General features: G+C 56.4%; 10 protein-coding genes. 6 read left to right on the top strand and 4 right to left on the bottom strand.

Annotated features, from left to right (window positions below; genetic code table 11):
• Positions 1-16: 16 nt before the first annotated feature.
• The gene (locus FHT77_RS20170; RefSeq protein ID WP_259186086.1) at positions 17-1270 is read right to left on the bottom strand and encodes a sensor histidine kinase; all 1254 of its coding nucleotides are present in this window, start codon (positions 1268-1270) and stop codon (positions 17-19) included.
• A 262-nt stretch (positions 1271-1532) separates the two neighbouring features.
• On the bottom strand, positions 1533-1955 hold the full coding sequence (locus tag FHT77_RS20165; RefSeq protein ID WP_183756684.1) for a low affinity iron permease family protein: 423 nt from the start codon (positions 1953-1955) through the stop codon (positions 1533-1535).
• A 1195-nt stretch (positions 1956-3150) separates the two neighbouring features.
• On the opposite strand from FHT77_RS20165, the gene FHT77_RS20160 reads away from it, so the two are divergent.
• Complete coding sequence (locus tag FHT77_RS20160; protein WP_405049519.1) at positions 3151-3300, top strand: DUF2382 domain-containing protein; 150 nt, start codon at positions 3151-3153, stop codon at positions 3298-3300.
• Between the two features lie 284 nt (positions 3301-3584).
• Positions 3585-3830, top strand: a complete 246-nt coding sequence (locus tag FHT77_RS20155) for a hypothetical protein (protein WP_183756683.1) — start codon at positions 3585-3587, stop codon at positions 3828-3830.
• 143 nt (positions 3831-3973) lie between these two features.
• On the opposite strand, the gene FHT77_RS20150 is transcribed toward FHT77_RS20155, so the two are convergent.
• Both FHT77_RS20150 and FHT77_RS20145 read right to left on the bottom strand, forming a co-directional pair.
• Positions 3974-7969 (bottom strand): PAS domain S-box protein, encoded by a 3996-nt coding sequence (locus FHT77_RS20150; protein WP_183756682.1) that lies wholly within the window; start codon positions 7967-7969, stop codon positions 3974-3976.
• A gap of 263 nt (positions 7970-8232) precedes the next feature.
• Positions 8233-9726, bottom strand: a complete 1494-nt coding sequence (locus FHT77_RS20145; protein ID WP_183756681.1) for a murein L,D-transpeptidase — start codon at positions 9724-9726, stop codon at positions 8233-8235.
• A 610-nt stretch (positions 9727-10336) separates the two neighbouring features.
• Here FHT77_RS20145 and FHT77_RS20140 point away from each other — a divergent pair.
• The 4 genes from FHT77_RS20140 (at position 10337) to catE (ending at position 14281) form a co-directional block, all read left to right on the top strand.
• A complete protein-coding gene (locus FHT77_RS20140; RefSeq protein WP_183756680.1) occupies positions 10337-10480 on the top strand; it encodes a hypothetical protein in 144 nt (47 codons plus the stop codon).
• Between the two features lie 312 nt (positions 10481-10792).
• Positions 10793-11026, top strand: a complete 234-nt coding sequence (locus FHT77_RS20135) for a DUF6894 family protein (RefSeq protein ID WP_183756679.1) — start codon at positions 10793-10795, stop codon at positions 11024-11026.
• Between the two features lie 520 nt (positions 11027-11546).
• Complete coding sequence (locus FHT77_RS20130; protein WP_183756678.1) at positions 11547-12047, top strand: ferritin-like domain-containing protein; 501 nt, start codon at positions 11547-11549, stop codon at positions 12045-12047.
• A gap of 74 nt (positions 12048-12121) precedes the next feature.
• Complete coding sequence (catE, locus tag FHT77_RS20125) at positions 12122-14281, top strand: catalase C (RefSeq protein ID WP_183756677.1); 2160 nt, start codon at positions 12122-12124, stop codon at positions 14279-14281.
• The last annotated feature ends 58 nt before the right edge of the window (positions 14282-14339 follow it).

Below are 14339 nucleotides of genomic sequence, written 5' to 3'. Positions count from 1 at the left end.
TGGCCTGGTACCTAGTCTAGAGCGCGTGAAAGCCATGCGTATTGCTCTCGACGTTCTCGAGAAATCCATCGAGAACGAAGCGAATGCCATCTGGCTCGAATAAGGTTTGCCCGGTGCCCTTGAAATACGAGGCAACGATCCTTTCGGTCAGTCGCGACCCAAATCCGGTTCGGTCGCGAGGTTTCGGTGGTGGTCCATCCTTTTCCTTCCATTCAAACCTGAAACGGCTGCCTTCCAATACCCATTGCATATGGACAACGCCCTTGTCAGAAGACAGCGCCCCGTATTTGGCTGCGTTTGTTGCGAGCTCATGTATGGCAAGCGAAAGTCCGAGGGCGCGCTGCCCTTCCAGCAAAAGATCCGGTCCCTCTATGGAAAATCTGCCATCACCATCTGCATGACCGTCGAGAGCACGGTCGATAATAGAACGAATGCCCATTCTGGAGGTGCTGCCCTGAAGCAGGAGGTCCTGAGCCCTTGCCATTGCAATCAGGCGACCACTAATCGTTTCGCTCGCCTCCTGTGTAGACGATGCGGTTCTCAGCGTCTGGGAGACAACAGCCTGCGTTATTGCGATCGTGTTTTTCATCCGGTGCGTAAGTTCGGACTGCAGCTCACGCTGGCGATGCTCGAGCTCGCTCTGGACGCGGATATGCTCCCGCGCCTCCTCCAGCGCCTGCCTCAGCCGCTGGCGTAGAAGGACATGCTCCGTCGCCTCAACCACGATATTCATTATACCTGCGACGGTTCCGTCGTCATCGAAGACTGGGGAGTATGAAAAGCTCCAGCTGGTTGGCTCTTCATAGCCATTGCGCGTCATAAGCAATGGCAGCTCCTCCCTGCGGACAGAACGCCCGGCGAGTGCTTCTTGGACCAAAGGGTGGACGTCGTCCCAGACATCCGGCCACAATTTCCGCGCCGGCTGGCCGAGCGCGCCGGGGGCTCTCGCTCCGAGCATTGGTGCATAGGCGTCATTGTGGAAATTGATCAGGTCGGTTCCCCACCACAAGCAGATCGGCTGCGTCGTATTGAGCACCAAACGCAGACTGACGACCAAGGAATGCGGCCAGGTGCCCGGAGGGCCCAAACTGGAATGCGACCAATCGAAAGTCCGGATGGCATTTGCCATGCGGCTTTTCCCAAGCCTGAGATCGATCTCGGTGGCTATTCCGGGGTCCTGCGACGTGTCTTGGGTGGCCATGGAAACGTTAACCTTCGAAAAGACAGCTGGTTCCGGCACGACGACAATCCTCAGCAGATCTGCGCTCACGGCACTGCCTGCAGCAGACTGCCGTGGTGCGAGAACGGTCAATCGCCGTTCCGGCGGACTGGGAGAAATCCGCTCACTTTGGAGAAAGCGATGCCGGAACGGCTGACGATAGAAATGCGTGTGCAAAGAAGTGGTTCCCAAGGGCTACGCAAATGCAAGCCAAAGCGGCCCCGAACAAGTTCGCTCCGATCTCCCGATCCTGTTTGACAGACCGTCTGGGAGCCATCCTCCGAGCTTCGATCTTGCATGTCGGTCAAAAAAATCAAAGTTGCGTTTGATCAAGGTTGCGTTCTTGCGCTTTGTCGGTTGCCTTGTCTTCTACGCATTCCGCTCGTTCGGAAAGGGTCCGGCTCAATTCACGTAGTTCCTGCTCGTCGAGTTTCTCGATCCCGACAAATTTATTCTGCGCCTGAGATGTCAGGATCAGTTCGTCAAGCTTGGCTTGCAGGGCTTTACCATCGCGGTTCTGCGAGTTCTGCAGAACAAACACCATGAGGAATGTGATGATCGTGGTACCAGTGTTGATGACAAGCTGCCAATTCTCAGAGAAGCCGAAGAGTGGTCCAGATGCGGCCCACACAACGACCAAGAACACCGCCGCAACGAAAGTGACCGGCTTGCCGGAAAACTCAGAAATGACAGTGGAGAATTTCGAAAAGATTTTTGACGCTTCGTGTTCGCTCATGGAGGTCTCGCTGTTGCCGGCCCATCACAAACGCGTGATTACAGAAACAGTTCCCCTTGGCATTAGCTCTGTACGCCAGGGGACGGACGGAGTGCAGCCGAAATCTCGTTTCAAGCCTGCTGACTTGTGGTGAGTGCGTTGGAAAATCTTCAGCGGCTCAGCACCCGGTGACCAGGACTGGCCGCCACCGCCCGCCGCGCCATAGACCTGCGGTTGCCAAGCTCGCCTGTGGATCAGCCAACTGTAGATGCACGCTGCTGGACTGGGTCTCGAATGCATTGAGCTCGACACGCCCCTTGAACTGGGGCCTGGACGGCTCGTCCGATCAGCGAGATTCGACGGGTGTGGCAGTGGTCCGACCATCCTGACTGGATTGCTGTCACCTCCATAACTGTCTTTCAAGATCGGCATTGTGTCAGTTGACCCGGACAGCCGGGTGCTTGAGGACATAGTAAAAGAAGCGAGGAAGCTGCCTCTTGCCAGCGATCTAATTTCGAGGGAACGAGGTCGGCGTCACCCCCGCCGTTTCACAAGTTCTCTATCAAAGGTCGTTGGGGCCATTGAGAGAACATTGCTGCAGAACGTAGGGCATTCCTCAGCGAAAATTACCCCGAGACCGTATCGAAAGTGCTCGCGCGGTTTGTGAAGGGCTAATGCATTAAGACGCAAGGTTCATGTTGCTGCTATATCCATGGTCCGCCACCTAACAGTTCATCCAATTTTCGGGACCATGCGGAACCGCATCCGTTTGCTGTTCGAAAGGTGGCACATGCAGCACCATGGACGGAAACTGGATGTCGTTGAGGAGCGTCAGAAATCATCAGAGAGGGTAGTGTTTCGGTTACCACCCGGACGGAAGCGAGCGTCGCGAGTGTCGCAGTCGAGCTCCGCGCAGGATGACGTGCAGGTCCAACGCGTGTCGGTGGACCGGTTTGTGGACGATTTTCCGAAGGTCAGGACAGAAGCCGATGTAAGCGGTTCTGGCCAATGCTTGAGGATTTCTTCCTTCCTGATGAAGATCGCGCGATTTACGCCGAAGGTCTCCGTCGCGGCGGGTTTCTGGTTTCCGTTTCCAATCTGAATGATACCCTTGTTGAAGTCGACAGACGTCCAGTCGACCGCCCACTGACCGACGCCGATCGCGGCTTCGAAGGATGGGACGGTTTCGGCCGAGGAGCATCATGAGGAGGCGCTCGTGCAGAAGGAAGCCCGTGTCGTCGAGGAGATTGGCATCCGAAAGACTGCCTCGAACCGCACCGAAACCATCGATGACGGCGTTCGCAAGACTGAGTTTGAGATCGACGACGAACGTTCCAAGGGCCTGTCGCAATCCCAAGGCGGATAGAACCAGGGTTTCCGCAAAGATTGAACTTCAGATGATTGCCGCATCCAGAGAGCCCGACGTGACGTCGGGCTTTTTGTTCGCGCCCTGCTTGCGTGAAGGCTCTGCTTCGATTATGTTTTCGCCACGTTCGAACCGGAGAAGGAGGCGTGCAATGGCAGACTTTTTGTCCCTTACGCCACCGTTGTCTGAGATCGAAGTGACGTTCCGGCCCAGGTCCGGCTAGCCCGTCACCAATCATTTTCTTTCGCGGTCTGGCGTCTTCACGCAGCGCGGCCATTTCAGTTTTGGATACGGCGCGGCTGCTTTCCCATCATTGGAAGAAGGCGCGGCGCATTGGCCGCGAAATCACCATGAAAAGAATTGCTTTGCTGAGCGCCCAATCACCGCTCTCCACTAAAAGGCACCGATCGAAATTCAAACTGCGCATCGTCGGGTGCGTCGCCGTCCTGATGCGACGGCCGGGCAGAAAGCTGGCAACAGTACCGGATCTTTCTCGCTGGCTCAAACGTGACATCGGCTTCGATCCCTGACCTGTTGGTTGCGCATGAAAGTAGAAAGGCCGGGCAAGCGCACCGGCCTTTTCCAATATTTGGCGATCGCGCGACGCGCTGATCGAACAGGCATACCGTATTTCCCTATCCGACCCGTCGCCGGTCGATCCTACCGAAGCGGCTCAACCGGCCAGGCTCAAAGCCTTTTCGAGGTCTTCTGTCCTGTAAGGCTTCAGAAGTAGGGCGGTTCTGGACGCGTCCTCCATTTCGGGAGTGCGATTGGATCCTGTTGCAAAGACAATGCCGAGGCCCGGCCAACGCTTGCGCACCTCCCTGCAAAAGTCGTGTCCTGACATCCCGGGCAGCCCAAGATCGGTTACCAGTATGTCCGGAACGCTTTTTTCGAGCAGCGCCAAAGCCTCTTCGGCCGACCCCGCTTCCAACACCTCGCAGCCAAGTTCCGTGAGCATGTCAGCCGCGGCCATCTGTATGAGCATATCGTCTTCAACAAGGAGTACACGCCTTGGCCGTTCCTCGGTGCGAGCAATGGGTTCGAGTTGCGCCGATTCGACGGGGCGCTTTCGCTCCAGCGCTGCCCTCGCCTGCTTTTCGTTGTTGAGGACGTGACGTATCTTCCGGGCAAGCGCTTCGCGGGTGTAGGGTTTTGATAAAAGTTGCACGCCGGGATCCAGGCGGCCTCCATGGACAATGGAATTCTCGGTATAGCCCGACGTAAACAGCACTGCGAGATGTGACAACCGCTCCTTCGCCTTGCGTGCCATTTCGCTGCTTTTCAATGGCCCCGGCATGACGACGTCTGTAAACAACATATCGATATGAACGCCACTTTCGATGATGGACAGCGCGGCAGCAGCGTCAGGAGCCTTGAGGACTCGGTAGCCGAGATCCTGCAGCATCTCGACAACCGTCATGCGCACGCCTTCGTCGTCCTCGGCGACGAGAATGGTTTCAGGGCCGCCTTCAACTGGCAGATCCATATTTCCGACCTCAAGATCCTCCTGCTGCATTGAACGGGGCAGATAGATCTTTACGGTGGTCCCATGACCAGGTTCGCTATAGATCTTGACGTGACCACCTGTCTGCCTGACGAAACCGTAGACCATGGAGAGCCCGAGGCCTGTTCCTTTTCCTTCCGGCTTCGTCGAGAAAAACGGCTCAAACACCTTCTCGACCAGTTCGGGCGACATTCCGGTGCCCGTATCGGTGACAGACAAGGAAACATATTGCCCGGGCTCTACATCCTGGTGCTGTCTCGCATAAATGTCGTCAATGAAAGTATTCCCCGCCTCAATCGTCAGCTTTCCGAAGCCATCCATGGCGTCACGGGCATTGATAGCAAGATTGAGGACCGCGTTCTCGATCTGCATGGGATCAATGAGCGTATTCCAAAGTCCTCCGGAAATAATCGTCTCGACTTCTATCCCCTCTCCAATCGTTCGACGAAGCATTTCGTCCATCGCACGAATAAGCCGTCCGACGTTGACGACCCGAGGATCGAGGGCCTGCCGGCGTCCGAAGGCCAGAAGCTGCGACGCGAGCTTGGACCCTCGGTCAACCCCGGCCAGTGCGTTCGCAATCTTGGTTTGCGCCTTGTCGTTTCCGGCTGTGTCCTTGGCAAGCAGCTGCAGGTTTCCTCCCACGATCTGGAGAAGGTTGTTGAAGTCGTGTGCAACACCTCCCGTCAGGTTTCCGATCGCTTCCATTTTTTGCGCCTGCTGAAGCGCGAGCTCGGTTTTTCTGAGAGCTGCGGCGGCTTCCCGCTCGTCCGTGACGTCGCGTCCGACGGCATGAATGAAGGTCTCGTCCGGCACCGCGGTCCACGAAATGATACGGTAGCTGCCATCCCGTGCCCGATACCGGTTCTCGAAGGAAAACGTGGTTGCACCTTTGCCCAGCCTTGCGACCTCTTTGAGCGTCCCCGCCCGGTCATCCGGGTGAACCAGATCCACGAAGGGTATGCCTACAAGGTCTTGCTCGTCCCAGGCGAAGATCGTCTTCCAGGCGGGGTTGACCGCCGTTATCCTTGCATCGAAATCAGCGACGAGCATGATATCGGTGGACAGGCGCCACATCCGATCCCTGTCTGCGGTACGCTCAGCGACACGTTGCTCGAGCGTCTCATTGAGCGCCTCCAGCTTTGCGCGTGTCTCACGCTGTTCCTCGATATCCGTATTGGTTCCGATCCAGCGGACGACCCGTCCCTCCTCATCACTTGTTGGGACGGCGCGGACAATGTGCCAGCGATAGTTTCCGTCAGCCCGGCGCAAACGGAATTCGGTTTCGTATGGCTGCCCCGATTTGAGCGAGGCCTGCCAGACACTCAGGACACCAGGAAGATCCTCGGGGTGGACGATCTTCGTCCACTGGTCGTTGTCCAGATCCCCCTGCAAAGTTCCGGCATATTCGTAGACCCGTTCATTGAACCAATCGAGCTGGCCATCGGGTCTTGCCGTCCACACGTGGTTCGGAATGGCTTGGGCAAGCGCCCTGAACCTGGCTTCACTTTCCCTCAGGTCGCGCTGAGCCTTTCGCCGATCTGTAACATCCTGCACGACCCCCACGAAACGGACTGGCACGCCGTCCGCATTTCGTTCAAATTCGCCGCGCCGGGCGATGAACCGCTTCTGCCCGGTGTCTGCGCGACGAATGCGGTACTCGACGTTCAAGGGAGAGTCTCCGACACTGCGTGTCCTCTCATTGGACGCTGTTTCCCGGTCTTCCTCGAGAACAAGCTTTTCAACCTGCTCGATCGAGACATCCTTGTCTTCGGGCAATCCGTAAATCTTGCAGAATTCCGGCGTCGCACTGAGCACATTTGTGACGAGGTCGAGCGAGAAAACGCCGACGCCTCCAGCTTCCTGCGCACGTCTCAATCCCGCTTCCGTATCCTTCAGAGCCTGAGCCGCCAAGTGTTCCTCTGTCCTGTCACGCAAGACTTTGACGAGACCCACAGGCCGGCCTTGCTCGTCGCGAATAACACTGATCTCGCCATTCGCCCAGAAACGTTCACCGGATTTTCGAACGTGCCATCGATCATGATGGGCGCTACCATCTTTGAGCGCGGCGTCCATGGCCTCACGCGCCTTGCCTGCGTCTCGGTCTTCCGGCGTGAACAACATGTCCCAGTGGACTGCAACAGTCTCCTCTTCCGTCCAACCGAAAATCCGTCTTGCGCCTTCGTTCCAGCGAAGAATCCGACCATTCAAATCCAATGCGAGAATTGCATAATCGATCGCTCCGTCCAGAATCTGGCGAGACTGCCGCTCGCTCGCGCGTAAGGCTTCTTCCGCAGTCACGCGGTCGGTCACGTCGGTGCCCTGAGCGAAGATCCCGACGATCGCTCCGTCAGCATCGAGTACAGGCTGGTAGACGAGGTCAACATATTTCCGTTCGACGTTCGATTGTGCGGACGGTTGAAAATCAACGGCCAGAGCCTGCCCCTCATAGGCAACGCCTGTTTGGTACACCTTGTCGAGGAGCTCGAAATACCCCTGCCCCCTGAGATCAGGGAGCGCATCCCTGGCCGTCTTTCCGACAATGTCACGATGCCCAACCAGTTGCTGGTAGGCAGCGTTGGTTAACTCGAACACGTGCTCTGGACCCCGCATCATCGCGATGAAGCCGGGGGCCTGCTCGAACATCCGCCGCAACCGGTCCTGCTCGCCGTGGCGCCACCGCTCGGCCATGACTTTCGCCGTCGTCTCCACAACAATCGCGATGACCCCGCACGGCCTGCCGTCCTCGTCCATGATCGGCGAGTAGTCGAGATTCATGAAGACCTGTTCCGGCCTCCCCTGCCTGTGTAGCGTCAGTTCCTGGTCCTGATAGGCAAGAGTTCCGCCGGCCAGCCCGACATTCATGACATTATCGTTGAAGTCGGCAATCTCGGCCCAGCCCTCACGCACCTTGGAGCCGAGCAACTGGGGATGGCGGCCTCCCGCAAACACGGAATAGGCGTCGTTGTAAATCATGATCCCGTCAGTTCCCCACAGGGTGACAATGGGAACGGGGGATTGAAGAATGGTACTCGTAGTCACCTTGACGGCTTGCGGCCAGCCCGACGGCGGTCCTAGCGACGTCTTTTCCCACTCGAAATTACGGATCAGGTTGGCAAGCTCGCCACCATGAGCAAGAAAATCAAAATCGTCAGCTATCATTGAAACCACAGTCGTTTTTCGCGACTTATGTAGTCGGAACATTCCGTTCGGGAAGTGCCCAGCAAGCCGAAAAATCAGTTTTGTTCGATGTGGTACAGGCCCCGAGCAACCAACACAACCCCGGCAAGGCGTTTGGCCACAAGCAGCACACGCTATGATTGCTGCAAAATCGCAGGCAGCCCAAGGAAGGGTGTGCAGGGAACAGCGAGCGGTGCGCTGTCTCGATCGCAGAACCATCTAGTCCAGCTGCTGTAGTCCTTCTCTTACGGCTGAGCGCGACTGGCGCTTGTTGCGGCAATCGCAGCCAACGTCTGCGCATCGCGACCATAAATGTCATCGAAGTAGTGAATGACGCCGTCGGCGGTCGGCCATGCCGTGAAATAGGAAACATAAACAGGAATTTCCTCAGGCACCGGCATGTCTTTCTTCTCGCCGCCGGCAATTTCCTGATCAACAAATTCCACGGAGGTCTGCAGGACGGCGGCGGCCATGGCGCGAGGATTTTCCAGTCGAACGCACCCATGACTGAACATGCGATCCTGCGACGCAAACTTTCCTCGTGCCGGCGTGTCATGCATGTAGATGTCATGAGGATTGGGGAAAAGGATCTTGAGTTGGCCAAGAGCATTGTCCGGCCCTGGTGGCTGGACAACCGAGATGTTCTCCAGCGGTTGGGCCCAGTCGACCTTTGCAGAAGACATCTCCTTCCCCTTCACGGCTACCTTATAGCCCTCTCGGTCCAAATAGGACGGGTCGCGCTTCAAGTGCGGCAGCATTTCATTTCGAATGATAGATTGCGGGACACCCCAATCAGGATTGAATTGCACGGTCTTTATCGTGGCATCGAAGAAGTTTGTCTGGTGGTCTTGTTGGCCGATGACCGCTTTCATTGACAGTGCCAATTCACCTCGGTCGAAATAGTAGGCCATGTAAGCAGGCTGGTTGATGAACACGTACTTTTCGGGAAATTCCTGCGGGAGCCATCGCATTTCCTCCATTGCCACGATGACCTTGTTGACGCTCGCGGATGCATCGCCTTCTCCCGATGTGCGTAGCCAGTGAAGTTCAGCGGCAAGCTGAGCGAATTTTGGGTTGCTCGGCATCAAGCGGTCAAAAATCCCCATCAGGTCGGGCGTCTTGGACAGTTGATAGAGGGTAGCCCTGAGATCGACCTGTTTGCGTTTGAAGTCGTAGTAGTTGGACAATTTGTTCGGATCGATCCGACCGCGAAAATTGTCCTGAAGGAACATCAGAAGCTTCTCTGACAGGGATGCTTCAAACAGGGCTACCGATCTGGCATAGTCTGAGGAATTCCTGGGGGCGCCTTGAAATGACAAGGCAACCTCATAGTCGGCCGGATTTAGTCCCCAATCGCCAGCCTGCTTCAACAGGCTGATTGCCTGAGCGGCTTTTGCGTTCGGACCCCTGCCGTCAACCCAGATCAGTTTCGCTTTTTGGTCGCTGTAATAGGCCTCGACAGCATCGGCTATGTCGCTATTCATCTCTTTCGAAAGGCCGCCCATTTCCTGCAGAACCCTCGATTGATTGTTCCCGACGGCAAACAGCGTCGTGAGTGGGCCGGCGCCGTTACGCGGGGAAATGTGGGCCGGACGGCGCGCTGGGACGGTGTACGGAATGGTCGAAATGACTTCTTTCGACAGGACGGGCTGAGGCTCTGCACGGAGGTCTCCCACAGCGGAAGCAAGAGCCATCGCACTGACAAGGGCAACCCATTTGGTCGTTTTTTTTCGGATCATCTACTTCCTTGAACCTCAAGTGCGACGCAGGCGCCGGAAAGCCGGACTACAACGCCACATTTGGGCAGAAGATAGGCGCGGCGACTTGGCCCCCATCTTGCAGCCCCGACGATCTTCGATCCACTTTACGGACACCGGCATTCCGGTGTTGCTGATAGACAAATGAAGGCGCCATATCTTCGAACTCTCAGCCGCGCTGGGAACTGCATCGGCGATCGTTCAAGAAGCCTCTGCCGGCTTAAAGTCGAACACGTAGAAGCCGCGGCTCCCTACCATCATATATTTAGATATCCTCGTAAAAAGATGATTGAAATGGTAAGCAGGATCAGAAGAACCCTGACCGTGTAGAAACGCACGCATGCGTTCGAAGGTACAAACAGGTTTGTCATGGAACAGCGGAACAGGAGCGGCGCCAGTGCGAGGAAAGACCGCGCGACTGCGAAAACTTCGAATGGCGGCCATCGCGGGCGCATCGCGCAAGGCATCCGGCCCAACTTCTCAATGACGAACTGTGAGCCGATGCGGTTTCGAAAGGCGCGATTGAGCTCAAGTCTTCAACTGGAACTCGTGCAATGGTTCTGAGTTTGCCTCCGGAAACGGAGGCCGAGCCATGACAGACAAGCCAATCCCGATTCTGCCAAGCTTCCACCGAAGTCACGAGGATACCCAAGGCGACGAGCTTCCCGACATCAATCGCTACAAGCAGCGCAAGCCGCCCGTCAGGATAAAATGCTCGAAACCGATGATGGCGTAACCGACACGGATCCCGAGACAGTCCGGGCGGAGACCATGGATCCCATTCCGCCGCCCCAATTCTCCAACCCCGAGTAAGTCCTCGTGACCGAACGCAAGAATTACCGCAATACCGATGAACTGACGTCTGAGGACCTTGAGCCGAGAATCGTGACCAGCGCAGTGGAAGCGATCTATGAGAGGAAAAGACACCCGCTGCAGCCGGACCCCATCTTCCCGAGTTGCGATCGAGGCGCTTTCGTCCACTCGCTGACTGAACGGTCGGAACAACGACCAGAGTTTGGGGGTTTCCTGCTCTAGGTGGAGGTCCAAGATGCTGTATTACTTCAACCTTTGCTCCGACGACGGAATTGATCTCGATCAGCAAGGCTTAGACTTACCAACATTGGACGATGCGAGACGGGAAGCAAACCGTGCTGCGAGAGAAATGGTCGCCGAACTTGTTCTCGAGGATCGCAAGATCGACGGCATGCGCTTCGAAATCGCGGACCACGCTGGCAACCGGGTGGAGACAATTTATTTTCGTGACGTTATCCGGTTTGAGTAAGGACGCAAAGCCAGATTGCGCTCAATTCGTTGCCCGATTGATCGAGTTATCCAGGGAACCTTCCGTTCTCCTATTTGTTCTTTCTACCGGGCACACGCAAAGCGAAAATGGACGACAACACAAACATTTCTTACCACCATCAACTCTACTTGACTCCACGCGCTCCCAGCCAGGTCGAGAAGCCTCAGCGTGGTTCGGCCTGACAACGATGCCCGGCGCGTTTACCTCGATCGTGTAAGAGCCTTCGACAACCGCGAGCAGCCGGTCAAGGCATGGAAAACCTTCTTCGGAGAAACGAAGCAGTCGCTGTCGAAAAGGCGAAGGAACTCGCCAAACGACTGGCCACTCATGCTTAGTGTGAGCAGGCCGGACGAATTTCGTCACTTGGCAAGAACGCGCTACAGCACCGGGTCCTCGCTCCAACAAGATGCCTCCGGCATGAAAAGGATTCGTGCCATGTGGAACAATCGGCGCAGGTCAAAGTTTAGTCGCGCTACCATTAAAGTGAAAGGACCACAGCATGGCAACGACGAAAACCCTTGACGATCTTTTTCTCGATACCCTCAAGGACATCTACTACGCCGAAAAGCAGATCTTGAAAGCCCTGCCTAAGATGGCCCGTGCGGCGCAGTCGGAAGAAGGCAGGGCAGGATTTCTGCAGCATCGCGATGAAACGCAGGGCCAGATTGATCGTCTTGAGCAGGTATTCGAGATCATCGGCAAGCCTGCCCGGGGAAAGACTTGCGAAGCGATCCAGGGTATCATCGCAGAAGGCGAGGAAATCATGGAAGAGTTCAAGGGATCGCCTGCTCTCGACGCCGGTCTCATCTCCTCCGCGCAGGCGGTCGAACATTACGAAATTGCGCGTTACGGCACCCTGATTGCTTGGGCGAGCCAGCTTGGTCTCAAGAACGCCATCCCGCTTCTGCAGACCAGCCTCAAGGAAGAGGAAGCAACCGACCAGAAGCTGACCCAGCTCGCCAAGGCGTCTGCGAACCCCAAGGGCACGAAAGCCGCCTGATCCAAATCGCGATCACTCGGGAAGGTCGTTCAAACGAGCGGCCCTCCTTTGCCTTTCACCAATCGGAGGGAACCATGGCCAAGAAGCCATCGGCATCGCCAACGTTATCCAAGAAAACCACCGTCTCCGACAATGTCACGATTCATGACCAGAAGATCCACCGCGGCGTCGGTGGTGAACTGCATCAATTTTCGGAGGACGGTCATGATATCCTGACTACCGCTCAGGGGTCGCCCGTCGCCGATGACCACAATACGCTGCGCGTCGGGGCTCGCGGACCTGCTGTTCTTGAAGACTTTCATTTTCGCGAGAAAATTTTTCATTTCGATCATGAACGCATTCCGGAGCGCGTTGTGCATGCCCGTGGCTATGGCGCCCATGGCTTTTTCGAAACATACGAGCCTCTCACCGATCTTACCCGCGCCGACATTTTCCAACGCGCCGGCGAGAAGACCCCCGCTTTCGTGCGTTTTTCGACTGTTGCAGGAAACAAGGGCTCGTTTGATCTTGCGCGCGACGTCCGCGGCTTTGCGGTAAAGATGTACACGAAGGAGGGCAATTGGGACCTCGTCGGCAACAACATTCCTGTCTTCTTCATCCAGGATGCGATCAGGTTCCCGGATCTCGTCCACGCTGCCAAACAAGAGCCAGATCGGGCATTTCCGCAGGCACAGACCGCTCACGACAATTTCTGGGACTTCATCAGCCTCACGCCGGAGAGCATGCACATGATCATGTGGATCATGTCGGATCGTGCGATCCCAAGGTCCTTCCGGTTCATGGAAGGGTTCGGCGTTCATACGTTCCGTTTCATCAATGCCAATGATCAATCGACATTCGTCAAGTTCCATTGGAAGCCGAAGCTCGGCCTTCAGTCGGTCGCCTGGAATGAGGCTGTCAAGATAAACGGGGCGGACCCGGACTACCACCGCCGCGATCTCTGGCAATCGATCCAGGCGGGCAGTTTCCCCGAATGGGAACTGTGCGTCCAGCTTTTCGATCAGGATTTCGCGGATAATTTTGATTTCGACATCCTTGATGCGACGAAAATCATTCCTGAGGAGGTTTTACCGGTCAGACCGATTGGTCGACTGGTGCTCGACCGGATGCCCGATAATTTCTTCGCCGAGACCGAACAGGTCGCATTCATGACGCAGAACGTGCCTCCTGGTATTGGCTTCAGCAACGATCCCCTGCTGCAAGGTCGAAATTTTTCCTACCTCGACACGCAACTCAAGCGGCTCGGCGGGCCGAACTTCACGCATTTGCCGATCAATGCCCCGAAGTGCCCCTTCCACACCTTCCAGCAGGATGGCCACATGGCAATGCGTAACCCGGTTGGACGTGTGAATTATCAGCCAAACTCGTTCAATCAGGGTCCGCGAGAATCCCCGCTGCAGGGCTATCGCCATTTTCCAGCCGAAGAACAGGGATCGATGGTCAGGCTTCGGTCAGAGAGTTTTGCGGATCACTATAGTCAGGCGCGCCAGTTTTTCATCAGTCAGACGCCACCTGAGCAGCGACACATTGCCATGGCTCTGACGTTCGAGTTGAGCAAGGTAGAGACACTGGCAATCCGAGAACGGATGGTTTCGCATCTGATGAACATCGACGATACGCTTGCCACAACGGTTGCGGAAAAGCTCGGTTTTCAGTCGATGCCCACACCCGCGGAGGCGGCGGTCCCAACCCGTCAGGATCTCGAGCCGTCGCCAGCGCTGAGCATTGTGGAACGTGGTCCGAAACGCTTCGAAGGCCGCAAGCTTGGTATTCTTGTCACCGACGGTGTAGATGCCAAGCTTCTGAAGGCTCTTAGCAAAGCTGTCACCACCGAGAAGGCAGTCTTTGAAATCATCGCACCCAAAGTGGGAGGCGTGACGGCTTCAGACGGAAGCTGGGTGGAGGCGCACCACATGATCGACGGCGGACCGTCCGTGCTCTTCGATGCCGTGGCACTGCTGACCGCACATCAGGCCATGGACGATCTCGTCAATGAAGCCACTGCCCGAGACTTCGTTGCTGATGCATTTCAGCATTGCAAGTTCATAGGCTACGACCAGTCGGCTCTCCCCTTGCTTGAGAAAGCGGGAATCTCTGGCGCGCTTGACGAAGGCACCATCGCCCTGCCGGGCGACAAGAGCGTGTCGGACTTCGTGCAGGAGATCGGTAAGCTGCGCGTTTGGGCTCGCGAACCCGCTGTGAAGCTCGGCAAGGCGTCTTCGCCGATCGTTTGAGCGGAAGGCGCGGCCTTGCAGCCGCGCCTCCAAAGCCCCTTGTCCCCAGAACAACCAA

This window comes from Rhizobium sp. BK181, assembly GCF_014193305.1.
Lineage (GTDB): Bacteria > Pseudomonadota > Alphaproteobacteria > Rhizobiales > Rhizobiaceae > Rhizobium.
This window is presented reverse-complemented; position numbering and strand designations above follow the sequence as displayed.